Source organism: Thermoanaerobacterium thermosulfurigenes (genome assembly GCF_051201035.1).
Taxonomy (GTDB): Bacteria; Bacillota; Thermoanaerobacteria; order Thermoanaerobacterales; family Thermoanaerobacteraceae; genus Thermoanaerobacterium; species Thermoanaerobacterium thermosulfurigenes.
This window is the reverse complement of sequence record NZ_JBPODR010000007.1, coordinates 27,383-52,533: the sequence shown is the minus strand read 5'-3', so window position 1 is coordinate 52,533 and position 25,151 is coordinate 27,383. Positions and strand designations below refer to the sequence as shown.

Here is a 25,151-nt window from a genome sequence, read left to right as displayed (position 1 = left end):
AACATTAGTTTTTATCTTATTATTTACATATATATCCATTTTATTTACAATACAAGGTTAAAATAGATATATATGTAAATAACAATGGCATGTTTTAATATTCTGATAATTCTATAAATAAAAAAAGAGCATAAGAAATAATGCTCTTGAAATAGCGAAATAAATTTAGTATAATTATATTTGGTGATGCAATAGTGCTTCGTAATAGCACTATCTCTGCTTAAATGATGCTTTAAGCAGTTGTTGCTCGAGCATATCAATGTCATAATTGCGTGTTGTACTGTTTCCCGCATACATGGCTTGATATGCTTTTTCTTTTGTGTTGTTATATTGCTTCCCATTTTGTGAAGTCACTTCATTTTCCTTTTTATTACCCTTTTTTGCGCTCGATAGAGTGCTAAAGAAATCAACAAGCATTTCATAGACGTTTGTTGTACCTGCTTTTGCACCCGATTTTATAGCGATATATCCTCTTTCTGCTAAACTGTGCAATCTGTGTAAAATTGTAACATAAGATAATTTAGCGTGTTTTGCTATAGTTTTTATGCTGACCCAGCATGTATTTTTATTATTAAACATATGCTTTTTCAGAAATATTAAAATACTTACATCAACAAAATCTAAATCATTGCATTCAAAAATTTCATTTAAAACAATATTAAACCCTTTATTTGCTTTACTCATTTGTTGTTCCCCCTTGTTTATTTTAAATATCTAAAACAATTATTATTGAATCAGTATCTGCTATTCTGTAGATGTCATCAACATCAACATCTTGAAGTATGTAGTATTTACCGCCTCTATATATGATGATGTTTTTACCTTCTAATCTGTTTAATTTGCGTTTAGGCAAATCAGTTAAAACTTTTAAAACTCTTTCATTATATTTCATTTGTTCTTTCCCCCATCATGCAACTTTATATTTTTTCTCAATCAATATATGTAAAATTCTTCCTATACTACTTTGCAGATCACGTCTATGTTCTGCAAGTATATCATCTAAACTGATATCGTATTTGCGAATTGTCTTTGTGACATTTGGTGTAACATAATCTACAAACAATTCAGTTAGCAATTGTTTTAATTCTTCATCTCTTGTTGCATTTCTCAAATCATCTGCGGTAATGTCTTGTCCTCTGCCATGTTGTAATTGGTAGTTCCTATAAGATAGCAAATCGAGTCCAAATCTATTTGGGTCACCGCTAAAAAACATCTTGATAAATTCTCTCTTTCTTTCCTCTGTGTTACAAACGATGCGATACAAGTCGTTTACTATTGTTCTTCTCATTCAAAATTCCTCCTCGTTTTTTAGGATACGCACATTGTGCGCCTCCTTTGTTAATGCTTTAAAGCATTTTTTAAAGTTTCTAACGCTTGTTGGTGGATTTCCCTGCTTTTCTCGTCTGTGTCTTGCGTTAACTGCCATTCGAGTGCTTGAATTTGTCTTTGTATTTTTTCACGATTTTCAGGAATAACAACTTTTAACATTTGTATCATCTCCATTTCTTTTTCATTTTTTCGAGAGGACTATATTTGTTATAGTTTTTTCTAATATCATCAACTGTTAAATCTAAATATGCTTTTTCTGTTGTTGTTACACTTGTATGCCCCAAAACTTTTGCTAACGTATATAAGTCCATTCCTTCCATCAAGCATCTTTTAGCAAAATTATTTCTAATCATGTGAGGATGTATATTTTCAATTCCTGCTTTTTTCGCTGCTTCTTTTAGATGATGTTCATATACGTTTAATTTGACAAAAGTACCTCTTAAACTACAAAACAAATATTCACTATCTACATATCTATCTTTGTATATGATCCATCTTTTAAGTTCGCTTCCCATTTCTGTTGAATAAAAAACAAATCTATCTTTTCTGCCTTTTGTATTTTCTGCTAAAAGATGAATTGTTCTATTTTTTAAGTCAATGTCATCAACTTTAATCGCTAAACATTCCCCTAATCGCATACCTGTATCGAATAGCAACTCTGTGATTATGTAATCTCTATATCCGACAAATTTTGTAGTATCAAAACACTTTAATATTTTAAAGAAATCATCATCTTCGATAAATTCAACTGCTTTACGTTCATATTTTAAATATTTGACTGGCTCTGTTATATCTTTTTTGATTATTCTTCGTTGTTTTAGCCAGTGAAAAAACACTTTAATGACACGAATGTAATTATTTATAGTTTGAGTATTTATTTTTTTGCCAAAATCCTTTCTTGCTTGTGGATTATTATTATCTTTTGAATTGTCATTAGTAACAACAGTATATTTACCTCTTGTTTGTAGAAATTTAATGTATTTCTGCAACATTTCAGTTTGGATATTTTTTATTTCAGTCACTTTAAAACTATCTTGAAGATACTTTGCAAAAAGTTTAAGCGTTTGTTCATATGCTTTTAATGTTTTTTTTGACAAATTTCTTAATTCACAATCTTGCATAAAATCTTCAATTTGCATTTCTATTTCAGTAAACATAAAAAATAAAAATACCTCCTATCTGTTTTTTGAACAAATAGAAGGTATTAATTAGTTAGATTAAATATTGTTTTCATCGAATTATTTTTTGTTTGTTGCTAATTTTTTTGTTTTGTTATGCTTCAATAAACGCCTTAACATGCTTTTATCTCTAATCTTAACTTGTCAGCAATAAGCGCGATAAACTCTGAATTGGTAGGTTTCCCCTTTTCATCGTTAATTGTATAGCCAAATAGATCATTTAAAACATCGACTTTACCTCTGCTCCACGCAACTTCAATCGCATGTCTTATAGCCCTTTCCACTCTACTGGGAGTAGTCTCATATTTTTCAGCTATCTTTGGATACAAAAGCTTCGTTACAGAATTCAAGTATTCAATATTGCTTATTACTAATGTTATAGCATCTCTTAAATACAAATATCCTTTTATATGCGCAGGTATTCCTACATCATGAATAACCTGTGTTATAAGAGTTTCTAAGTCGACAGATTTTTTGTCTCCGATTATAGGCATGACAGCCTTTGACACCACATCAGTCTGATACTCCATTATCTCTGTTATTCTCTTAGAAAGCAATTCTAAATCAAATGGTTTTAGAATGTAATAATCTGCACCAAGGTTTATTGCTCTTTGTGTAATTTTTTCCTGACCTACTGCCGATAAAATGATTATTTTAGGTCTTTTTTTCTTTAGTTCATTAACTTTTTCTAAAACCCCAATGCCATCCAAATATGGCATTATGATATCCAAGATTAAAAGATCTAAATCATTATCTTGAATAAGTTTAACTGCTTGATTGCCATCATTTGCAACACCTACAATTTCGATATTTTCTTTTGATGACAGGTAGTCAACCATTATACCGACAAATTCCTTATTATCATCACAAATTCCTAATTTAATTTTCTTTAACAACAAACGCCCCTCCTTATGCCATTTTATAAAAAATAAATCTACTTTATAATATTCTACATAAAATTAGAATTTCCTTCTTTTAACAATAAAAAAATTAGGGAAAAATGTAATCCCTAATTCTTAAACACATTTTCATCATGGTGTAAATTTTCCATTTCATTTATCATCCATTCAGCATATACTGCATATCCTTTAGTTGGGTCATTGACAAAAACATGCGTCACAGCGCCTATCAGCTTGCCATTTTGTATAATTGGACTTCCACTCATTCCTTGGACAATACCACCTGTTTTATCTAGCAATTCTTTATCGACAATTTTTATTATCATCCCTTTTTGATTTGGATTCTTTTGTTCCACTTTCTTTATTATCTGAATATCAAATTCCTTTACTCCCGTATTGTCTATTGTTGTAAGGATTTTTGCTGGTCCTTCAACAACTTGTGATTGATAACCTATCGGTATTGATTTTAAACTTATATCACTTGGATTAATTATCTTTCCATATATGCCATACTCCGTATTTTTTTCAATATCACCTATTGTGTCAACTTCCTCTAAAAAAATACCTCTAAGCTCTCCTGGACTGCTTCTTTTTCCTTTACTTACAGATGTTATTTTAGATTTCATTATTTGTCCGTTGTTAACTGATAGAACATCTCCTGTATCTATATCGGTAATCGCATGTCCTAAAGCAGCATAATACTTTTTATCTTCAGTATAAAACGTCAATGTTCCAATACCTGCCGTATGATCTCTTACCCATAATCCCAGCTTGTATTTTTGATCATCTTTAGCCAAGACCGGATGTAACTTTGAATATACTATATTACCTTTTCTGCTTATTTTAAGTGTTACCATTGTATCTTTTTGCTTATTTATAATATCTGTTATATCATCAGCAGAGTTAATCTTTATATTATTAACTTCAAGAATTATATCACCTATTTGTATTTTCCCCTCTCTGTATGGACTGTAAATTTTATCATCTGTTCCTATTATATCAGAATATCCAACTACAAGGGCTCCTTTTGTGTTAAGCTTAACTCCAATTGAATCGCCACCAGGAATTACCTTTATTGTTGGTATCACATCAACATAAATACTTTTTATTGGAAATATCCCAAATAACCTGAAATTTATATTCACTTTACCACGGTTTAGCGTTTCAACAGAAAATGGTTTATCAAGATTTAAAATATTATTGCCGCCTTCATCATTATCTATTTTTACAATGCCTTGTCTATCTGTATAAAAGCCTACTTTAAGTGGTAAATTAAAATTAAATTTTACTTTTTCTCCTTCGATAAATTTATAATAATTGGGAGTCTGGTAAACACTCTTAATTGCAGGTGTATAATTTATATATATTATTAAAGCGGATAAAAATGCAAAAATTAAATATTTAATCTTATTGCGATTCAATTTAATCACTCCCTCAAATAAATTTGCTATGATTAAATTAACCCTTTAGAATGATTTATATACTGTCAATAAAAAGTTAGATTTCTAAGTCAAGTAATGACTTTTTTTCTAATGGCAAAATAAAAAAATACGGCTTTGAACCGTATCTTTTAAATTAATTTTTTTTTGTAATTTTCTGCTAAATCAATTAGCTCCTTCGAATGATTGTAAGTAGTGTTTGTAACAACAGAACCACTGATTATTCTCGATAATTCTTTTATTTTCCCTTCATAATCTAATTTTTCAATTTTTATGTAAGTTTTGTCTTTGTCAAATTCCTTTGAAATTTTAAAATGTGAATCAGCCATAGATGTTATTTGAGGGAGATGTGTCACACATATAACCTGACGATTTCTTGAAATCAAAGCTATTTTCTGCGCCACAGCTTGGGCTGCTTTGCCGCTTATTCCTGTATCTACTTCATCAAATATTAATGTAGATATGCCATCAAAGTCGGCCAAAATTGTCTTTAAAGCCAACATAATCCTCGATAGCTCACCACCAGAAGCTATTTTATCAAGTGGCTTTAAAGGTTCACCGATATTAGTTGATATTAAAAACTCCACTTCATCCATGCCATTCTCATTTGGTATATCTCTTTTTCTAATATCGACTTTAAAAATTGTATTAGGCATATTTAACTCACTTAATACGTCGCTTATTTTCTTTTCAAGAAAATCTGCTACATTTTTTCTCCTTTTATGTATTTCATCAGAAATCGCTTTAATTTTCTGCATGATTTCTTCTTTTTCTTTGTTTATCTTATATATTTCTTCTTCTGCATTTAATAATTTTGTAAGTTCACTATTTTTTTCTTCTTTATATCTAATTATTTCTTCAATCGTTCTACCGTATTTTCTTTTTAAATTTCCCAGTATGTCCAACCTTTTTTCAATTTCATTTAACTCGTTTGCATCAAAATTAATATTCTCAACATAATCTCTGATTTGAATAGAACAATCATCTAATGTATATAAAGCACTTTGAATCATTTCTTTTAATTTTTCAAGCCTTTTGTCTATTTTATACGAGGCATCCAGATTTTTTAATACAGTGCTGAGATTATCTAAAATCGATGTATTATCATTAATACCTTTATAAAGCAAGTTGTAGCATTCATTCATAGAATTAAATAATTTCTCTGAATTGATTAATATGTTTCGCCTTTCAAGTAAATTTTCTTCTTCTCCTTTTTTTATTTTTGCAGATTCTATTTCATTTATCTGATACTTAAGAAGATCTATTTTTGACATCTTTTCTTTGTCATCTGAATAAAATTCTTTTAGCCTTTTATTTAGAATATTATATTCACTTAATAAATCTCTTAATGTGTCTTTTAAATCAAAAAATATTTTGTCTTGAAAATTATCTAATATTGACAAATGCTTACTGCTATCTAACAGAAATTGATGCTCGTGTTGGCCTAATATGTCAACCAAATACGTTCCCAATTTGCTTAAAAAAGATAAAGGAACTATTCTACCATTAACTCTGCAGTAGTTTCTTCCGTTTTCTGTTATATCTCTGCTAATAACCAATGTATCATCATCCTCGTATTCAATGCCTGCTTCATCTAAAATCTTATGTATAACATCAGTGTTTGAATCTACCAAAAAAACACCTTCAACTGTAGCCTTTTGAGCACCATTCCGGATAATATCTTTGTTTGCTCGCCCACCCAGCAAAAGCATCATTGAATCTATAACTATAGATTTACCAGCACCTGTCTCACCAGTAAGAATGTTTAGGCCATCGTCAAAATCAATTTCAACTTCATCGATTAAAGCTATATTTTTTATGTTCAATGCAAGGATCATCGTAATCCCCCTTAAAAAACATTCATTTAATCAATTCGTTAATTCTGTCTATAATTTCTTTTACGGCATCTTCTGATCTCACAAGCATAAATATAGTATTATCTCCTGCAAGAGTTCCTACTACCTCATTCCAATTTAATGTATCCAAAGCTTCTGCAGCAGCAGGTGCAGTTCCAGAAAGTGTTTTAATTACTATAGTATTTCCAGCATAATCTATTCCTACTATTCCAGAAAGAAGCGCAACTAACTTGTCAGTTACTTTAGTATCTTGACTTTTCATTGGCGCATATTTGTATTTTTTGCCGTCTGCACTCAATACTTTTATAAGCCTTAACTCTTTTATATCCCTGGATACTGTAGCTTGTGTGACTTTTATACCTTCTTTTTGAAGGGCATCTGCCAATTCTTCCTGTGTTTCAATTTCATTTTTGCTTATTATTTCAAGAATCTTTGCATGTCTTGCTAACTTCATTATCAACAACACTCCTCATTAAATGTTAAAATTCCTCTCTGATAATTTGCTGCGCAATAGGTCAAAAAAGTTCATACTCTTTAAGCGTATCAAATTGGTATACCTATTGCTTTTTTTTACATAAATTGTATCACCACTGTTCAGTTTGTATCCTTGTTGTCCGTCTGTTGTTACCATTACATCTTGATTTTCACCTACTATAACAAGCTTTACTTTATCTTTTTCTGATACTATGATAGACCTTGAATGCAGTGTATGAGGACATATAGGTGTTATTACAAATAATTCCAGATTAGGGTACACTATCGGTCCACCTGCTGACAAAGAATATGCTGTTGAACCTGTAGGGCTAGATATAATTATCCCATCAGCCAGGTATGTATTAACGTACTGTTCATTCACAAATACTTTTAGTTTAACCATTCTGGAAAAAGAGCCCCTTGTTACCACAATGTCATTTAAAGCTATAAGATTAACTGCCTCCATATTTTCTTTGATTATGCTTGCTTCCAACATCATCCTTTTGTCTATGAAAAATTCATTGTTGACAATCTTTTCTACTGCTTCAACTACATCTTCGGCATCAACTTCCGCTAAAAAACCTAAGTGTCCCAAATTTACGCCAAGGATAGGTGTAGAAAAAGATGCACATTGTCTGGCAACGTTTAAAATTGTCCCATCTCCCCCTAATGCCACAATAAAATCACTTTTTTCAAAAATCTCTGTTCCGCTTTTGCCATATTCAGAAAAGCCAATTTTCTGCGCAACGACCTCGTTTAGTATTGGTTTATATCCATGCTGGATGATCCACTCCACTAAACTTCTCGTAGTCCTTAAATTTTTGTCCTTATGAATATTCGGTATGACACAAATATTTTTCATTTAATCACCACATAATTAATATCATAATTCATAATTCTACAAAACTTTTTATTTTCCTTCTTTATTCTGCTTTTTATTTTCATTAAGAGTATTGTGAGACAGCTCTACTAATCCTTCTACATCAAGATCAGAGTCCACATCTTTTCCGTTTTTTGCATAAATCAAATACTCTATATTACCTTCTGGTCCTTTTATAGGTGAGAAAGTAATACCTTTTACACTAAATGATAGATCTTTTAAAACATCTATTGTTTTATTTATGACTTCTACATGGACACTTTTATCTCTTACAACCCCATTTTTCCCAACTTTCTCTCTTCCAGCTTCAAATTGTGGTTTTATAAGCGACACTAATTCTCCACCATTTTTTAGAAATTTTTTTACAGATGGTATAACTATCCCAAGCGATATAAATGATACATCTATTGTAATTATATCGATAATATCCGGTAAATTATCAAGATAGCGAATATTTGTTCTTTCCATGTTTATAACTCTCTCATCATTTCTTAAGTTCCAATCAAGCTGACCATATCCAACATCTATAGCATAAACTTTTTTTGCTCCATTTTTTAGAAGGCAATCTGTAAATCCACCAGTTGACGCGCCCACATCCATTGCTATTTTGTCTTTCACATCAATATCAAAGTATTTAATTGCCTTTTCAAGTTTTAAACCACCCCGACTTACGTAAGGATTATTTTTCGCTTTTATTTCTAAGCTCGAATTAACACTAATAATATCGCCAGCTTTATTTATTTTCTTTCCATCCGCAAAAACTTCCCCTGCCATAATAGACGCTTTAGCTTTTTCTCTCGATGTGAAAAAACCTTTTTGTACCAATAATAAATCCGCTCTTTCTTTCTCTTTCATGACATCACCAATTCTATTATTTTTTCTGCCACAGAATCGCTATCCAATCCATATTTTTTAAACAGACTTTCTACATCGCCATGTTCTATAAATTTATCAGGAAAGCCGAATCTATAGAACTTCTTGTATATATTGTTTTCATTTAATAACTCCAATATTGCACTTCCAACGCCACCTATAAGTACATTGTCTTCCATTGTAAATATGTAATCAACTTTTTTCGAAATTGTTATAATGGTATTTATATCTAAAGGCTTAGCAAACCTTAAATTCACTATATAAGGGTTTATGGAATTATTTTTAAGCCTTAAAGACGCACTTAATGCAATTTTCACCATCTTGCCGAGAGCAAAAATCGCTATGTTAGAGCCAACATTAATGACTTCAGCTTCCCCCAATGTAAAATTAGGTTCTTTATTAACATCGTAATTTTCAACTTTTCCCTTTGGGTATCTTATTGCACAAGGTCCTTTTATCAAGGTGGATAATTTTGTCATTTTAACCAATTCATCTGCATCTTTAGGAGCCATAACTGTCATGTTTGGTATCATTCTCAAGTACGAAATATCAAATACACCTTGGTGTGTTTCACCATCTTCTCCCACAAGGCCAGCTCTATCTACTGCTAAGACAACTGGAAGATTTTGAATACATATATCGTGTATTACTTGGTCAAATGCTCTTTGCAAAAAAGTCGAATACACTGCAAAATAAGGCTTATACCCATTTACTGCCATGCCAGCAGCAAAAGTCGCAGCATGTTGCTCTGCAATGCCTACATCATAAAATCTATTTGGGAACTTTTCAGCAAAGTAATTTAATCCTGTCCCATCCGGCATTGCAGCAGTTATTGCAACTATCTTCTTATTATTTTCAGCCAAATGAGTCAATGTTTTTCCAAATACATCTGAATACGTGTCAGTTCTTTTCTTAAATTCTCCTGTTCCTATATCAAAAATTCCAGCAGAATGAAATTTATCAGGATTATCTTCTGCAAATACATATCCCTTTCCCTTTTTCGTTATCACGTGAATCAAAATAGGCCCATTCATTTTTTTAGCTCTTTTTAATACATCAATTAAGGAATCCAGATCATGACCATCAATTGGTCCTAAATATGTAAACCCCATTTCCTCAAAAAACATCCCAGGCACAATCAATTGTTTGATGGAATCCTTTATTTTTTCGATTGACTTATGGATGCTTTTCCCAATAGGTGGTATTATGTTTAAGATATTCTCTAAATCTTTTTTTAACTTAAAATAGCTTGGATCCGTTCTTAACCTGCTTAAATAAAGTGAAAGACTTCCAACATTTTGCGATATAGACATCTCATTATGATTTAATATTACTATGAGATTTGTCTTAGATCTGCCCGCATCATTTAAAGCCTCAAACGCCATTCCACCAGTAAGTGCTCCATCACCTATCACAGAAATTACTGAATATTTTTCATTATTCAGATCTCTTGCCTTTGCAATCCCCAATGCAGCAGATATAGATGTACTGCTATGGCCTGTTTCAAAAATATCATGTTCACTCTCATTTCTTTTAGGAAAACCCGACAACCCACCAAATTTTCTCAATGTATCAAAAAGCTCTCGTCTTCCTGTTAAGATCTTATGCACATAGCTTTGATGTCCCACATCCCAGATGATCTTATCCTTAGGTGATTCAAACACATAGTGAAGAGCAATCGTCAATTCAACTACGCCAAGGTTTGACGCTAAATGTCCACCTGTCTTAGAAATATGGCTTATTAAAAAGCTGCGTATTTCACTTGAAAGCTCTTCTAATTCAGCTAAACTGCATTTTTTTATATCATTAGGTGCAGAAATTTTTTCGAGCACAGTGCCCACTCACTTTCTATTTTCTATTTTTTTTAGAATTGGATGGAAAAAATTCTATACCTGTATTTTTTTCAAACCAAGCCAAAAGTATGCCAACAGAGAAAATAATCGATTGACTTTTATACATTCCTAAATTTTTCCCTAAAGATTTACCACCAATTGTAACTGCTGATAGTATCCCTCCAAAAACTGTCGCATAAATAGTGCTTTTAGTGCTGGAAATTGATAACTTAGCAATTATACTACTTAATGCAGCACCAGATACTATTCCACTTATATCACCGATTATGTCGTTGCAAATATTTGTAACAATATTCGCATTTCGTATCAATTTAATCGATTGCTTAGCTCCAAAAACCTTATTTGAAGCCATAGAATGAAAAGGTTCTTCAGATCCTGTTGCAACAGCTATGCCAATTATATCCGATAAAACTCCTATCAATACTATAACTAACAATACAAAAAAAGCAATTATTATATTGCTTTTTTTTAACAAAACATCCGATGAAAAATTCAAAATCACTGCAAAAATAAAGCTAAAAATAAAAGCGTTTATAGTCCACTTGTAATTTATGTTAAACTTCTTAGATTTCATTAATAAAATCCTCCTATGTACTTGAAGTGGTAGCATATTGAGTAAATTTTGTGGCTTAGGTCCAGCAGGGTTTCCCCTTCAGGCACCAACTGTCGCCATTTGGCGGTTTCCCTTTAAGCCTGAATCTACTTTGTCGCCAAAAGTATGACTGGATTACCACTTAGTCCACACTGTAATCCTCAATATGCCTCCTTCGAGCAGCCTAGGAGCTTTCCTCGACGGTTTGTTAATTCCTATCCTCTTTTGCAACTAAGGTTTCATCAGCAATAGCTTTAACTTAAGAGCTCATTAAGTTAAAGTTCAGTCTGATATCCACCTTAATCACTCAAGGCAGGCTACACTACCCACAGCTTTATTACCGCATGGTAGGTTCACCCTATGCCGTAGCACATTATACCACGGAAATAGGTCTCCACGAAAAGGGGGTCAAGGCCCACATGCCATTGCAGGTTGCCCCTCTTTTCTTAACTCCCAGCACAAGCCCTCGATTGGGCATCAAAAGCCAGCACCAGGAACTTCATCGATATGCCTTTAACGGATTTTTAGGCCCGTCTTCGGAATTAACAATACCGACTAGGATACTGCACCACTTCATGTCGATATTGATTATAACATTTTTATCTATCTGTATCAAATATAATAATTGTTCAAGTTTTTCTGCTAAGAGCAAAATGTATCGTATAAAAACACGCTGTACATATCAATTTAATTTATGCTGTCTTATGCTTTAACTATCTCTCTCTGACATGTATTTGGTAAGACTTTTTAGAAATTCACCTTTGTTTCCAAAATCGTTTAATATGCTAATTGCTTTTTCAGTCAACTCATTTACAAGTTCTACAGAGCGTTGTAGTCCCAATACACTTACAAACGTTGATTTTCCATTCACCATATCACTACCAATATCTTTTCCTAGTTTTGCTTCATCTCCTTGAACATCTAAAATATCATCTTTTACCTGAAATGCAAATCCTAAATATTCTGCATAACTGCTCAATTTTTTTAAAGTAGCAGCATCTGCACCACCTATTATCGCTCCTGCTAAAATTGAAGCTTTTATTAAAGCACCTGTTTTATGGTCATGCATGAATTTCAAATCATATTCGCCAATTTCTTTGTTTTCTGACAGTAAGTCTACAACTTGCCCTGCTATCATTCCGCGGCACCCTGCCGCACGAGCGATTTCGTCAGCAGCCCTTAAAATATTTTGACTTTTATTTGAGTTCAATGCTTGTTGAATTAAAACTTCAAACCCATAATTTAGTAAAGCATCACCAGCAAGAATAGCAATCGCTTCACCATAGACTTTGTGATTTGTAGGTTTTCCACGCCTTAAATCATCATTGTCCATTGCTGGCAAATCATCGTGAATTAGCGAATAAGTATGTATAAATTCTATTGCACACGCAACTGGCAGTGCATCTTCTTTATTTCCACCAACTAATTCGCAAGCAGATATACAAAGTACAGGTCGAAGCCTTTTGCCACCAGCAAAAACACTGTACTTCATAGCTTCAAACAAGACTTCTGGCCTATCTGTTAATGATAAAAATTCATTTAACCCTTTATTAATATATTCTATCTTTTCTCTAAGAATGTCATCAAACATCTTTGTCCTCCTCAAAATTAAATGGTATTTCTTCATTTTCGTTAATAAGCATCGTTATTTTACCTTCAATATCGTTTAGCGCTTTATTCAATTTTTGAGATAATTCAAGACCTTCTTTGAATAGTTTAAAAGATTCTTCTAAAGGCAGATTGCCATCCTCTAATTTTTTTACAATATCATCTAACTTGTCCATACTTTTTTCAAAGTCCATATTTTCGCTCATATCTCATCACCTCATTAACAGTACAAAGTGCTTCACCATCTTCAAACAAAAGGTATATTTTATCATCTGCTGAAATATCATTAGCCTTTGTGACTAAATTGTTTTTGTCTTTATCCATCGTCATCGTGTATCCACGCTTTAAGACATTTAGTGGACTCAAAGTATTTAACTTCTCTATAAGATTTACATATTGAAGTTTTTTGTCTCTTAATATTTTATAAATGCTGTCCTCCATAATTCTATTTAAGGTGTCTAAGCGTTCTTTCATCTGTCGATTTTTGATAATTGGGTTTTTGCCTATTAGAAGCTTCTTTAGATTATCGAGGCGATGCCTCTTTTTATCAATTATTGACAACATATAGCGATATAAACTTCTTCTATAGTTTTTAATTTTTTCGTTGTAAAAATTAACATCAGTCACCGCCAATTCTGCCGCTGCAGATGGTGTTGGTGCTCTCAAATCTGCAACAAAGTCAGATATCGTAAAATCAGTTTCATGCCCCACAGCAGATATTACGGGTATTCTGGAGTTATAAATGGCTCTCGCTACTATTTCATCATTAAATGGGTAGAGATCTTCAAATGACCCACCGCCTCTACCTAAAATAATTAAATCAATATCACTTCTTTTGTTGACCTTTATAATGGCATCTACAATTTCTGACGAAGCTTTATTCCCCTGAACTAATATTGGAACCACCATGATATCTATCGACGGCTTTCTTCTTCTTAAAATATTTATAATATCGTGAACAGCCGCACCTGAAGGTGATGTAATCACCGCAACTTTTTTAGGATTTTTAGGAAGATTCTTTTTCTTATCTAAATCAAATAAACCTTCACTTTTAAGTTTTTGCTTCAATCTCTCAAAAGATAAAAAAAGAGAACCTAATCCTTCAACTTCAATATTAAAAACATGCAATTGAAACGAACTGCTTTTCTCATAAACGTAAACTTTACCTGTTACAATTACAGACATTCCATTTTTTACTTCTACATTTATGTTATCAATATAATCTTCAAAAACAACGCATTTTAAAGAGGAATACTCATCAACTAATGTAAAATACAGTGCTTGTCCTCTAAAATGCAAATTCGATATTTCGCCTTTTACCATTACATGTTTTAATATTATATCACCTGCAACTATATTTTTTAAATAATCATTAACTTGTTTTACTGTTAAAGTTTTTAATAACATTTTTATATGCCTCCAATGTATTTGACAAAACAATGGATGTGGTCACAGGACCAACTCCGCCAGGAACCGGTGTTATATAGCTGCATAAACTCTCTACACTTTGAAAATCACAGTCGCCGTAAATCTCGCCATTGTACTCATTTATTCCAGCATCAATTACTATAGTTCCTTTTTTTACCATCTGGCCACCTACAAGATTTCTCCTCCCTACTGCTAATACTAATACATCCGCCGTTTTAGTATACTCCTCTAAATTCAATGTTTTTGAATGGCATTGAGTAACCGTCATGTCAAGATCCAGCATCAATTTGGCAACCGGTTTTCCCAATATATTGCTTCTTCCAACGACAACAGCATGTTTTCCGGTGTACTCAATATCCAAACTTTTCAAAATCGTCAGGATAGCATAAGGTGTGCATGGCAAATAAAGAGGATTACCCGAAAATAAGCGTCCCATGTTGTATGTCGATATGCAATCTACATCTTTTATAGGATTAATAAGATCGTAAATTCTTTGTGCATCATACGATTTTGGAAGAGGCATTTCTATCATTATACCATGAATGCTATCATCTGTATTTAACTCATCTAATTTCTTTAAAAATTTATCTTCTTCATCATTGGTAAAGAAATACGTATAAGCATCAATACCTACATTTGCACAAGCTTTAATTTTAGTATTCGCGTATATCAATGAAGCTTCATCATTTCCAGCAACGAGAATCGCAAGTTTTGGATGGTAATTTTTTTCAAATATCTCAGACTTTACTTTTTCTCTTATTGATTTCGCAATATTTCTGCCATCAATCACCATTTGCATCACCGCCAATAATATCCCTTACTAAATTTCCCAAAATTCCGTTTATAAAAGCCGGCGATTTCTCAGTGCTGTACTTCTTAGCAATTTCCACTGCTTCATTAATAGAAACACTGCTTGGTATATCAGTAGAATACAGTATTTCATAGAAACTGCACCGCATTATTGCTAAATCAATTTTTGCTATTCTATTAATATCCCAATTTTTAAGATATTTTTTAATTTTTTCATCAATATTATCAACATTTTTAATTACTCCAAAAAACGTATTTTCTATATAGTCTTTCTCATCCTCTGGATCATTGTCTTCAAGGAATTTATCGAAAATTTTTTGTGGCTCCAACTTCGATATATCGTATTGATATAATAGTTTTACTAACCATTCTCGAGCTTGCGTTCTGTTCACATTTTTCAACTCCTCTAATCGTAATTTTACCCATTAAAATTAACCCTCTACATTAAGAGGGTTTAAATATCATTTATTTTCTTTTGGAGGCTCTTTGGATTTTTGTTCTTTTTCCATGTTTACTCCTTGAATATGTATGTTTACTTCTACAACTTTAAGTCCTGTCATTGTTTCTATTGCCTTCTTAACATTTTCTTGAACATTCCAAGCTATTTCAGGTATTCTAACACCATAGTCAACTACGATGTACAAATCAATGGCCGCTTCTTTTTCACCAACTTGTACCTTCACACCTTTTGACAAATTCTTCCGTCCTAACATTTCAGTTATTCCATTGACAACTCCACCGCTCATTCCTGCAACACCAGGAACTTCTGTAGCAGCTAACCCAGCTATAACAGCAACAACATCATCTGATATTTTAATCGTTCCAAATTCAAGTTCTTGGCTTATATTTTCTTCCATAATAACACTTCCTTTCAATAGATATTATATCAGACAATCAAATATTTTACAATTATGACTAATTCATTCTATTCATTATTTTTATGTTGTCAAGAGGAAAACCTGTTTGTTGAGATACAACATCTTGTATTTTTGCAACTTCCTGTGCCGATAATTTATCAGCTTGCACTATCACATTTGCAGTATTGTTGTCAATCAAAACTATGGCGTCTTGAAATCCCTTTGCTTTGATCAAATTCTCTAATATCAATTCCTTCTGATTAGTCTCTGTCAACTTGATAATCTGTTTTTGAGCTTCATCCCGCGTTTCCTGGCTTGTATTCTTGTTATTTACTATCTCTTGTAAAGCTTCTAAACTACGGCTTCTGTTAATATCCCTGTCCTGTCTATATGAAGCAAATAAACCACTGGACAATGCTGTTGTCGCTTCGGATTGCTCATTAGCGGATGAAGAACTGGAAACATTGCTATTGTCTATCAATTGTGAATTTAAGCTATTTTTGCTTGAAGTATTTTTATTAATTCCGTTTTGATAATTATAATTGATTACAAAAGCTATCGCTATAAGCAAGACCAATGATGCTATTGCTATAGATTTTTTCTTTAAATACATCATAATAAACCCTCCTAAATTTTATTTTGAAGATACGACTTTAACTTTATATGCGGGAATGCCCAATGCTGTCTCAACAGCCGTCATAAGTTCATATTGAACATTTGGATCTTTTGCACCATCAGCGACGACGACAACACCCCTTACCTCAGGCATTACTTTTTTCAATATCATAGGTTGATTTTCTCCACTGGTATTTTGTGAAGTAACAATTTTGTTATCCGTCTCACTTTGAATGGTTGTCCTCGTGCCTCCATTGCTGTCCTTTTCGTTAGTGGTAGTTTCTGATTGTACTGTATCCATAGCTGCTACTATTTCTTCATCAGAGTCTAAAATGACAAGCACATCTACATTGCCTGCTCCGTGAATTCTGGATAGTATTTCCTTTAATTCCGATTCCAATTTACTCGCATAATCTTCATTTGTGATTTGCGCTTCAACCATTTGTTTATCTGAACTTTTATTTGTTGGTTTAGGCTTAAAAAAGATGCTGGCCCCAATCAAGATAATCAAACCAATAATGAAAATTACAGTCAAATCTTGTATAGTCTTATTATCAGCTTTTAAAATTTTTTGCTTTAGTTTATTAAAATCCACAATTTTATCCCCCTTTCATTTTATCTTTCCTCTATAGTTATATTCTTTAATGGTACATTATAGAATTTACTTAAATCGTTTTTGATGTTATCAATCTTACTCGTCTTTTCATTTGCTTTACTCACTTCAATTGAAATATTCCCGCTGCCGTTTGATGTTTCATTTTTGTCATTAAAAATTGTTATATTGATTTCTTTTACTAATCCAAAGCTCTTATCATTTAAATTGTCAATTATTGATGATTCCACCTCTACATCAGAAGCACTTACCATAGATAATATTCTCTCTTTTATCTGATCATTTAGCCTTTTTTTATACTCATCGACTATAAGTTTATTCCTTTCTATCTCCGCTTGTTTAGTCATTCCACTTATGTCTACATTATTATAGTTATACTCTTTTTCCAAGGCATTATTTATATTAATACCGCTTTTAATAAATCCTAATACTGGATTTATGATCGCAATCATGATTGTTAAACCTATTACTATCTTTACGTATTTTTTCATGCTTGATGATGGTATCAAAAGTTCAAATATTATAGCTAATATTGAAATATATGCTATTTGAATTATCCAACTTTTTACTTCATCCAAGAAATCCATCCCCTTTGTAACCTATCTCATCATGACACTAATACTTGATGCGTTAATTACGGCTGTTATGGCTAAAAACATCATTACGGTTACAGATACTAATGCAGCAAATACATATGCCACAGATGTTGAAATATCAGACAAAAAATCAACTATTTTTTTGTCGGCAATTGGTTCTACAACTGCGGCAGAAAGTTTGTATATAATCATTACTGAAAATATTTTGATGATTGGTACTATAGCCATTAAGATTATGGCTATTAATCCAAAAGTGCTTATTGCACCCTTTATTAGAAGCGATGCACTCATAATTGTATCTATGCTGTCAGATAATATACTGCCTACAACTGGCAGAAATGTTCCTACTGCGTATTTAGTTGTTCGCGAAATTACCCCATCCGCTAAAGATGATGTAATGCCTTGAATCGTTAAAACACCTATAAAAATGCTTAGCAATATTGAAATTGACGCTGTACAAATTGTTTTAAATAAATCGGCGAGTTTGTTTAAAGTAAATTTATCAGAAATTCTACTTATTATCCTAATTGCCGTCATAAATAAAATTGCAGGAAGAATAATATCTCTTATTTCTTTGGCTGTAAATTCAACAATCATTATCAATGCTGGCTGAAAAAAGGAAGCAGATACAAAAGCACCAACCGAAGCCAACATAGTAATTAAAACTGGCAGTATTGCCTGCATAAAATTGACCATACTATCTATCGCATCTTTTCCAATATTTAAAACGCTCATAAAGCTTTTAATCGCAACTATAACTAATACAATGTAGACAGCCATATGGGCTACTTGACTTATGCCTCCATTTTCAAACGAATTTTCTAAATTAGTTAGTACAGCACCGATAATTGATAATAGGATAAGCTGTACTAAAATTTCAACGGATGCTTTGACTTCATTAAAAAAAATACTTAGTACACCATTGACAATGTTTTTAACGCTAAATGTCTCCTTTCCATTTAAAAGATTGTACAAATATGTTTTAACGTCTGTTATTTGAAACGCATTGCCATTCTTCTCATTTATTCCCTTGATCAATGAGTCAATTTGACTGGTATCTGCACTGCTTATTTGGCTGTATAAATCGTCTTTTGTGTCAGCGTAAATCCTTATTGGAAGCATTGATATTGTTATTAATATGAAAATTAAACATAAAGCTTTTCTCATGTTTATCACCTCAAGGCAGTATGGAGACAATAGTGTCCACCAATGCTATAATAATTGGAAGAGATAAAAAAATGATTATTATTTTCCCTGCTAATTCGATCTTTGTAGCTATATTTTTTTCATCTGCATCATTAGAAATCTGAACTCCTAATTCTGCAATATATGCAACTCCTATTATTTTAAGAATTGTTTTTACGTAGATGCTGTTTATGCCGCTTTTGTCTGCAATTGTATTTAAAACCGTTATTATGTTGCTGATTTTTGGAACTATGATAAAAAATATAAGTATGCTGGCGGATAAACTTATTATGATCGCAACATCTTCAAAATTCTCTCTAAACAGTGAAAGGATTATTACACATATGATACCAATTGCTACAATCTGAATGATTTCCATAAAAGATTTCCTTTCGTTTGCTAATATATTCAATATAACTGGAATATCGTTTTTACGGCAGTAAATAGATTGTTGATCATTGTAATTACCATCATTAACACAACTACTACTCCTGCTAATGTAACCATCATGGCTTGTTCCTCTCTCCCAGACCTTATAAGAATCTGATTAAGAACAGTAACTAAGATTCCGATTGCAGCAATCTTAAAAATTATATCTATACTCAAAATCACTACCTCCCTCTATAGAAATATGATAACTACAGCAATTCCTATCAATATGCCAAGGCTTTTATACAATTTTTCATTTTTTCTGCTTGATTCCTCAGCATCAATAAGCTGTTTTTTTAATAACTCGGAAGTCAATTTAAAATTCTTTTCTTGATTATATATATCTGAATTCCCGAGGCCTTTGCCGAACGATTTTAGTATTTTTATGTCATCTTGACTTAAATTTATGTTCTCAACCTTATTAAATGCAATTTCCCACGCTTCACCAGCCGTATACCCTTCATTAGAATTTAAAATTTGAGATACTAATAAAAAAAATCTTCCTACGCCTGATTCCGATGTTTCAGATAACTTGGCAAATGCTTCAGACAATGTTACTTGGCTGTAAGTTATTTCAGTTATGAGTAAATTTAGGCTGGATAAAAAAGACCTTAACGTTTGTCGTCTTAATGTATATTCAAGTGATTTCATATAACCTATCATAGCAGAGGAAATTAAAACTAAAACCATTCCAACGATCTTCAGCATATTGTCTTGCATTCCTTTCTATAAGGGCCTTTAAAAATCACATTAAAATCTCTGTCAAGAATGGCTTCTATAGTGCCTGCTCCTAATTTACGGCTTAAAATCACATACCTATCAAATTCTCTATTATTTAACATTTCATCAATGTACTTTTTCCTCGCCACATCTTCTACGTCATTTCCATGGACTGTCGTAATTATGCTTACTCCTGCATTAAGTGCTTCGTGAATAGATGCTATATCTTCAACTTTACCTATTTCGTCAGTTATTATAACTTTTGGTGACATAGATCTTATCATCATTAAAATGCCAATATGTTTTGGACATAAGTCTAATACGTCCGTTCGGTATCCTACATCGTTTTGCGGAATGCCTTTAAAACATGCAGCTATTTCTGATCTTTCATCTACAATTGATACTTTCTCTCCATGAAAATTCAATTCAGGCATTCCATTGCTAATATTGCGAGCTATATCTCTTATAAGCGTTGTTTTGCCGCATTGCGGAGGCGAAATTATCAACGTATTATTCACTACTTCCGGATATTTTACAATGTACCTCATTATTTCATCTGAAGAACCAATACATTGACGCATTATTCTGTAATTGAGGCCAGATACATTTACAATTGTCTTTACAGATTCACCGTCAAGGACACATTTACCACATATTCCTACTCTATATCCACCTTTTATAGTAATGTATCCATTTCTCAGCTCATTCTCAAAAGCATATATGGATGATTTGGAGATAAGCTGCAATGCTTTATCGCAGTCTTCATTTGTAACTATATACGCTAAATTTGGGGAATTAACTACATTTCCATCCGCAGATAAAAACCTTTCTTGATTATTCGCATAAACCGTCAACGGTCTATCAATTCTAAGCCTTATTTCCTCCAATCCTTCTTTCAAATGATCGCTTAACTTGATAATTATGCTTCTGATATTCAACGGTAGAGAATACAATAGCTCGTCGTAATTTTTGCTTTTGTTTATCATTACATGTCCTCCTCTCTACAAAAATTATATTTAGAAGCATAAATATTTATGAATAAAAAAATGCCCACTAAATAATTTAGTGAGCATTTTGCGCTATTTGATTTTAACAGCTATTCTTTGTCATCATCTTCATATATTATTACATCTTTTACATTAACTGTCTCATTGCAATGAGGGCAGACAATTTCCGCGTCTTCATCGTCTAAAAGCTCATCTTCTACACTCATCAGCATGTGACAGTTGGGACATTCAACTTCAACATAATCGTACTCATCATCAGATTCATCATCGTATATTTCATCTTCTACTTCTGACAAATCTTCATCAATGGCACCTACATAATCATCAAGTTCTGATTGTGAGGCCTCAAGATCATTAATAGCATCTGCAAAGTCCTCCAGCGCATCAATGATGGCAATTAATACTTTGCCTTCCTTTGATTTTTCATCAATTTCCAACCCATCTACTAAGCCTCTTAAATACGATATGCGCTCATACAAGTACTCCATTTTACATACCTCCTCCTTTACTATTATTTTTTAAAATGTGCAAAACTATACTCTTTCCAGATACTCTGATGTCCTCGTATCAATCTTTATAACATCGCCTTGATTTACAAACAGCGGAACTTGAATGATAGCTCCTGTTTCAACTTTAGCAGGTTTTGAACCACCTGTTGCAGTATCGCCTTTAAATCCAGGTTCCGTTTCAACAACTTCTAATTCTACAAAAGTAGGAGGTTCTACTGAAAAGGCCTCACCTTTATAGAATTTTATTGTTGCTATCATATTCTCTTTTAAAAATTTCATGGCATCCTCGACTTTTTCGTAATTCAAAGGAATTTGTTCATATGTCTCAGTATCCATGAAGTAGTATAGATTGCCGTCATTGTAAAGATACTGCATATCTTTTCTTTCTATGACTGCCTCGTCAACTTTTTCAGTGGGGTTAAAAGTTCTCTCTACAACAGCACCTGTTATGACGTTTTTCAACCTTGTTCTAACAAAGGCAGCTCCTTTTCCAGGTTTTACGTGTTGAAAGTCCACAACCGTAAAAACTTGACCATCAATGTCAATAGTCATTCCTTTTCTGAATTCTCCTGCTGATACCAATTAAAATCCCTCCATCATTAGTTAAACTTCAATTAATTCCTTTGGCGAATTTGTCAAATCTATAACGCCATCCTCTTTTAATAATACCATATCTTCTATTCTAACGCCAGAGAAATTAGGAATATATATCCCTGGTTCAACTGTAACAACCATTCCAGCTTTTAATAAATTCGTCTTTTTGGGACCCATAAAAGGATTTTCATGTATCTCTAATCCTACGCCATGGCCTAATGAATGACCAAAATAATCACCATAGCCTTTATCTATGATTACCTTTCTTGCAAGATAGTCACCATCTTTTTCTATCATGCCAGCTTTTAAATTATTGATCGCATTTATCTGCGCTTCTAAAACTACATTGTAGATTTCTCGCTGCTTGTCATTCGCTTTTCCGATGACCACAGTTCTTGTCATGTCAGAACAATATCCATTTACCTTGCACCCATAATCAAATGTCACAAAATCGCCATATTCGATGATTTTATCAGAAGCTTTTCCATGCGGCATCGAAGACCTTTTGCCAGATGCAACTATAAAGTCAAACGACTTTTCTTCTGCTCCAAGCTTTTTCATGTAATATTCCATTTCTAAAGCCACATCTTTTTCTCTCATCCCAGGCTTTATAAAACTCAGAAAGTATTTAAAAGTTTCATCTGTAATATACTGTGCCTTTTTGATATTTTCTATTTCTGTCTCATCTTTTATCTCTCTTAAAGATTCCACAAAGCCATTTTCAGGTTTTAACTCTACTTGTAAAATGTCTTTCAATTTATTGTACTGTTCAAAAGTTATGTAGTTTCCCTCAAATCCAAGTTTGTCAATACCCATATTTGATATACAATCTCTTATCGCTTCAAAAATATCCGATTTGTGTTCAACTATTTTAAATCCTTTAATTTCATAAGAAGCCTGCTCAGTATACCTTGAGTCTGTAATAAAATAAGACTCATTGAGACCTACAATAGCAACGCTATCGTCACCTGTAAATCCAGTCAAATATGTTACATTTACAGGTTTAAAAATCAAAAAACCATCTAATCCCTTTTCAACTAACAAATTTTTCGCTTCATTTAATCTGTTTTTCAAAATATCACTCCTTTAAATTATCTTCTAATAACTTAACCGCATTTAAAGCCAAAACATAGCTAAAAGGTCCAAACCCTGATATTTGCCCAAGACATTTAGTAGCAGTCACAGAAACGTGTCGAAAGTCTTCTCTCTTTTGTATATTTGAAAGATGCACCTCTATTACTGGTATATCTATGGCACCTATTGCATCCATTATTGCATAGCTATAATGTGAGTAAGCACCAGGATTTATTATTATAGCATCAAAATTATTCTTTGCAGAATGAATAAAATCTATGATCTCACCTTCGCTATTAGACTGCTGTATTTTAACAGCCAAATCAAGCTTTGAAGCTTCTCTTTTAATTATATTGTTTATTTCATCAAAACTTACCTCTCCGTAAATGCTTATCTCTCTGCTACCCGTAAGATTCAAATTCGGCCCATGTATAATAAGAACTCTCTTCATATTAAAAACCTCACTTTAAAATTTATTCTCTTATCTGACCATTCCCTAAAATTACATATTTGTACGTGGTCAATTCTTTAAGCCCCATCGGCCCTCGTGCATGCATTTTTTGTGTGCTAATGCCTATTTCAGCGCCAAATCCAAACTCTCCACCATCAGTAAATCTTGTAGATGCATTTACATATACCGCTGCTGAATCAACTGATTTCAAAAATTTCATCGCATTTGTATAGTTTTCTGTAATAATACTTTCAGAATGACCTGAAGAATACTTAGCTATGTGGTTAATAGCCTCATCAATACTTTCTACGACTTTAACAGCCAGTATTAAATCTAAATATTCTGTTTTCCAATCGTCTTCAGTCGCTTCTTTCACATCTGGACAGATGGATTTTGTAATGCTACAACCTCGTATTTCTACACCTAAAGATGTAAGTTTATTCACCATAGATGGCAAAAAGTTTTCCGCCAAATCTTTATGGACAAGAACTGTCTCAATAGCATTACATACACCAGGTCTTTGTGTTTTAGCATTTACAATGATATTGATAGCTTTTTCAAAATCAGCATGTGAATCAACAAACACGTGACAATTTCCCACTCCAGTTTCAATAACAGGTACCGTTGAATTTTGTATAACATTTTGTATTAGATTCGCACCACCCCTTGGTATAATTAAATCTATCTTACCATTTAATTTCATCATGCGATTTACTTCTTCTCTGTCTGTATTCTCAATAAGTTGAATAGCTCCTTTGGGAATACCACATTCTTCTGCAGCGCTTGAAATAACATTAACAATGGCTATATTGGAGTTTATTGCATCACTGCCACCTTTTAAAATAACTGCATTTCCCGATTTCAAACATAACCCTGCAGCATCGGCTGTTACATTTGGCCTAGATTCGTAAATTATACCTATAACTCCAATTGGACAGCGCATTTTCCCGATTTGAAGACCATTAGGCCTTTTCCACATTTCTTCTATGTCCCCAACAGGATCTGGTAACATGGCTATCTCTCTAAGTCCATTTGCCATACCTTCTATCCGCTTTTCGTCTAACTTAAGCCTATCAATTAATGATTCTTTTACGCCCTTGGTTTTTGCAATTGAGACGTCTTTTTCGTTTGCTTCTAATATTTCGCGCTTATTTTCCACAAGCTTCAAAGCCATATTTTTAAGCGCTTCATTTTTAATGTTTTCATCAAGAATTGCAAGTATTCTTGATGCCTTCTTGGCAACATCGGCCTTTAAATCAACTTCCATATTTCTAATCCTCCT

The 25,151-nt window shown here is 32.6% G+C and carries 32 protein-coding genes; all 32 read right to left on the bottom strand.

Translation table 11 applies throughout. The features are described 5' to 3' along the window. Positions 1-210: 210 nt before the first annotated feature. Positions 211-684 carry a helix-turn-helix domain-containing protein gene (locus HNR52_RS04035; RefSeq protein ID WP_435619750.1) on the bottom strand — a complete coding sequence of 158 codons (474 nt, stop codon included), beginning with the start codon at positions 682-684 and terminating at the stop codon, positions 211-213. A 22-nt stretch (positions 685-706) separates the two neighbouring features. Further along, positions 707-892 carry a hypothetical protein gene (locus tag HNR52_RS04030; protein ID WP_435619749.1) on the bottom strand — a complete coding sequence of 62 codons (186 nt, stop codon included), beginning with the start codon at positions 890-892 and terminating at the stop codon, positions 707-709. A 15-nt stretch (positions 893-907) separates the two neighbouring features. Further along, on the bottom strand, positions 908-1,288 hold the full coding sequence (locus tag HNR52_RS04025; protein ID WP_435619748.1) for a hypothetical protein: 381 nt from the start codon (positions 1,286-1,288) through the stop codon (positions 908-910). A gap of 50 nt (positions 1,289-1,338) precedes the next feature. Further along, a complete protein-coding gene (locus tag HNR52_RS04020) occupies positions 1,339-1,488 on the bottom strand; it encodes a hypothetical protein (protein ID WP_435619747.1) in 150 nt (49 codons plus the stop codon). 5 nt (positions 1,489-1,493) lie between these two features. Continuing rightward, a complete protein-coding gene (locus HNR52_RS04015) occupies positions 1,494-2,486 on the bottom strand; it encodes a tyrosine-type recombinase/integrase (RefSeq protein ID WP_435619746.1) in 993 nt (330 codons plus the stop codon). A gap of 134 nt (positions 2,487-2,620) precedes the next feature. Beyond that, positions 2,621-3,403 carry a sporulation transcription factor Spo0A gene (spo0A, locus tag HNR52_RS04010; RefSeq protein ID WP_435619745.1) on the bottom strand — a complete coding sequence of 261 codons (783 nt, stop codon included), beginning with the start codon at positions 3,401-3,403 and terminating at the stop codon, positions 2,621-2,623. Between the two features lie 113 nt (positions 3,404-3,516). Beyond that, entirely contained in the window at positions 3,517-4,827 is a 1,311-nt protein-coding gene (gene spoIVB, locus HNR52_RS04005; protein ID WP_435619744.1) for a SpoIVB peptidase, read from the bottom strand. A 149-nt stretch (positions 4,828-4,976) separates the two neighbouring features. After that, positions 4,977-6,683 (bottom strand): DNA repair protein RecN, encoded by a 1,707-nt coding sequence (gene recN / locus HNR52_RS04000; RefSeq protein WP_435619743.1) that lies wholly within the window; start codon positions 6,681-6,683, stop codon positions 4,977-4,979. Positions 6,684-6,705: 22 nt separating this feature from the next. Beyond that, positions 6,706-7,158 (bottom strand): arginine repressor, encoded by a 453-nt coding sequence (locus HNR52_RS03995; protein WP_083815355.1) that lies wholly within the window; start codon positions 7,156-7,158, stop codon positions 6,706-6,708. A 15-nt stretch (positions 7,159-7,173) separates the two neighbouring features. Next, positions 7,174-8,037, bottom strand: coding sequence for an NAD(+)/NADH kinase (locus HNR52_RS03990; protein WP_013787967.1), 864 nt, complete (start codon positions 8,035-8,037; stop codon positions 7,174-7,176). A gap of 48 nt (positions 8,038-8,085) precedes the next feature. Next, the gene (locus HNR52_RS03985) at positions 8,086-8,910 is read right to left on the bottom strand and encodes a TlyA family RNA methyltransferase (RefSeq protein ID WP_013787966.1); all 825 of its coding nucleotides are present in this window, start codon (positions 8,908-8,910) and stop codon (positions 8,086-8,088) included. Continuing rightward, positions 8,907-10,760 (bottom strand): 1-deoxy-D-xylulose-5-phosphate synthase, encoded by a 1,854-nt coding sequence (gene dxs, locus HNR52_RS03980; RefSeq protein ID WP_435619742.1) that lies wholly within the window; start codon positions 10,758-10,760, stop codon positions 8,907-8,909. Before dxs ends, HNR52_RS03985 begins: the two co-directional genes overlap by 4 nt. A gap of 16 nt (positions 10,761-10,776) precedes the next feature. Further along, positions 10,777-11,355, bottom strand: a complete 579-nt coding sequence (locus tag HNR52_RS03975; RefSeq protein ID WP_013787964.1) for a hypothetical protein — start codon at positions 11,353-11,355, stop codon at positions 10,777-10,779. A 727-nt stretch (positions 11,356-12,082) separates the two neighbouring features. After that, the gene (locus HNR52_RS03970) at positions 12,083-12,964 is read right to left on the bottom strand and encodes a polyprenyl synthetase family protein (protein WP_435619741.1); all 882 of its coding nucleotides are present in this window, start codon (positions 12,962-12,964) and stop codon (positions 12,083-12,085) included. Further along, complete coding sequence (gene xseB / locus HNR52_RS03965) at positions 12,957-13,187, bottom strand: exodeoxyribonuclease VII small subunit (protein ID WP_013787962.1); 231 nt, start codon at positions 13,185-13,187, stop codon at positions 12,957-12,959. The genes HNR52_RS03970 and xseB overlap by 8 nt, the downstream gene beginning before the upstream one ends. Further along, a complete protein-coding gene (gene xseA, locus HNR52_RS03960; protein WP_435619740.1) occupies positions 13,165-14,388 on the bottom strand; it encodes an exodeoxyribonuclease VII large subunit in 1,224 nt (407 codons plus the stop codon). The genes xseB and xseA overlap by 23 nt, the downstream gene beginning before the upstream one ends. Beyond that, positions 14,354-15,202, bottom strand: coding sequence for a bifunctional 5,10-methylenetetrahydrofolate dehydrogenase/5,10-methenyltetrahydrofolate cyclohydrolase (locus tag HNR52_RS03955; RefSeq protein ID WP_435619792.1), 849 nt, complete (start codon positions 15,200-15,202; stop codon positions 14,354-14,356). Before HNR52_RS03955 ends, xseA begins: the two co-directional genes overlap by 35 nt. Beyond that, a complete protein-coding gene (gene nusB / locus HNR52_RS03950) occupies positions 15,192-15,611 on the bottom strand; it encodes a transcription antitermination factor NusB (RefSeq protein WP_013787959.1) in 420 nt (139 codons plus the stop codon). The genes HNR52_RS03955 and nusB overlap by 11 nt, the downstream gene beginning before the upstream one ends. 69 nt (positions 15,612-15,680) lie before the next feature. Continuing rightward, positions 15,681-16,076, bottom strand: a complete 396-nt coding sequence (locus HNR52_RS03945) for an Asp23/Gls24 family envelope stress response protein (RefSeq protein ID WP_013787958.1) — start codon at positions 16,074-16,076, stop codon at positions 15,681-15,683. 58 nt (positions 16,077-16,134) lie between these two features. Then, positions 16,135-16,692 (bottom strand): SpoIIIAH-like family protein, encoded by a 558-nt coding sequence (locus tag HNR52_RS03940; RefSeq protein ID WP_435619739.1) that lies wholly within the window; start codon positions 16,690-16,692, stop codon positions 16,135-16,137. A gap of 18 nt (positions 16,693-16,710) precedes the next feature. Then, positions 16,711-17,286, bottom strand: a complete 576-nt coding sequence (gene spoIIIAG / locus HNR52_RS03935) for a stage III sporulation protein AG (protein ID WP_435619738.1) — start codon at positions 17,284-17,286, stop codon at positions 16,711-16,713. A 20-nt stretch (positions 17,287-17,306) separates the two neighbouring features. Next, entirely contained in the window at positions 17,307-17,891 is a 585-nt protein-coding gene (gene spoIIIAF / locus HNR52_RS03930; protein WP_013787955.1) for a stage III sporulation protein AF, read from the bottom strand. A 12-nt stretch (positions 17,892-17,903) separates the two neighbouring features. Continuing rightward, positions 17,904-19,067 carry a stage III sporulation protein AE gene (gene spoIIIAE / locus HNR52_RS03925; protein WP_013787954.1) on the bottom strand — a complete coding sequence of 388 codons (1,164 nt, stop codon included), beginning with the start codon at positions 19,065-19,067 and terminating at the stop codon, positions 17,904-17,906. Positions 19,068-19,077: 10 nt separating this feature from the next. Beyond that, positions 19,078-19,464, bottom strand: a complete 387-nt coding sequence (gene spoIIIAD / locus HNR52_RS03920) for a stage III sporulation protein AD (RefSeq protein ID WP_013787953.1) — start codon at positions 19,462-19,464, stop codon at positions 19,078-19,080. A gap of 29 nt (positions 19,465-19,493) precedes the next feature. Next, entirely contained in the window at positions 19,494-19,691 is a 198-nt protein-coding gene (spoIIIAC, locus tag HNR52_RS03915) for a stage III sporulation protein AC (RefSeq protein WP_013787952.1), read from the bottom strand. Between the two features lie 15 nt (positions 19,692-19,706). Beyond that, positions 19,707-20,222 carry a stage III sporulation protein SpoIIIAB gene (gene spoIIIAB, locus HNR52_RS03910; protein WP_013787951.1) on the bottom strand — a complete coding sequence of 172 codons (516 nt, stop codon included), beginning with the start codon at positions 20,220-20,222 and terminating at the stop codon, positions 19,707-19,709. Continuing rightward, positions 20,216-21,220, bottom strand: a complete 1,005-nt coding sequence (gene spoIIIAA, locus HNR52_RS03905) for a stage III sporulation protein AA (RefSeq protein ID WP_013787950.1) — start codon at positions 21,218-21,220, stop codon at positions 20,216-20,218. Before spoIIIAA ends, spoIIIAB begins: the two co-directional genes overlap by 7 nt. A 110-nt stretch (positions 21,221-21,330) precedes the next feature. Beyond that, positions 21,331-21,729, bottom strand: a complete 399-nt coding sequence (locus HNR52_RS03900; protein ID WP_013787949.1) for a CD1247 N-terminal domain-containing protein — start codon at positions 21,727-21,729, stop codon at positions 21,331-21,333. A gap of 45 nt (positions 21,730-21,774) precedes the next feature. After that, positions 21,775-22,332, bottom strand: a complete 558-nt coding sequence (gene efp / locus HNR52_RS03895; RefSeq protein WP_013787948.1) for an elongation factor P — start codon at positions 22,330-22,332, stop codon at positions 21,775-21,777. A 21-nt stretch (positions 22,333-22,353) separates the two neighbouring features. After that, the gene (locus HNR52_RS03890; protein WP_013787947.1) at positions 22,354-23,418 is read right to left on the bottom strand and encodes a M24 family metallopeptidase; all 1,065 of its coding nucleotides are present in this window, start codon (positions 23,416-23,418) and stop codon (positions 22,354-22,356) included. Positions 23,419-23,422: 4 nt separating this feature from the next. After that, positions 23,423-23,869, bottom strand: a complete 447-nt coding sequence (gene aroQ, locus HNR52_RS03885) for a type II 3-dehydroquinate dehydratase (RefSeq protein WP_013787946.1) — start codon at positions 23,867-23,869, stop codon at positions 23,423-23,425. Positions 23,870-23,891: 22 nt separating this feature from the next. Then, positions 23,892-25,145: a glutamate-5-semialdehyde dehydrogenase gene (locus tag HNR52_RS03880; protein WP_435619791.1), complete on the bottom strand. Its 1,254-nt coding sequence runs from the start codon at positions 25,143-25,145 to the stop codon at positions 23,892-23,894. Positions 25,146-25,151: the final 6 nt, after the last annotated feature.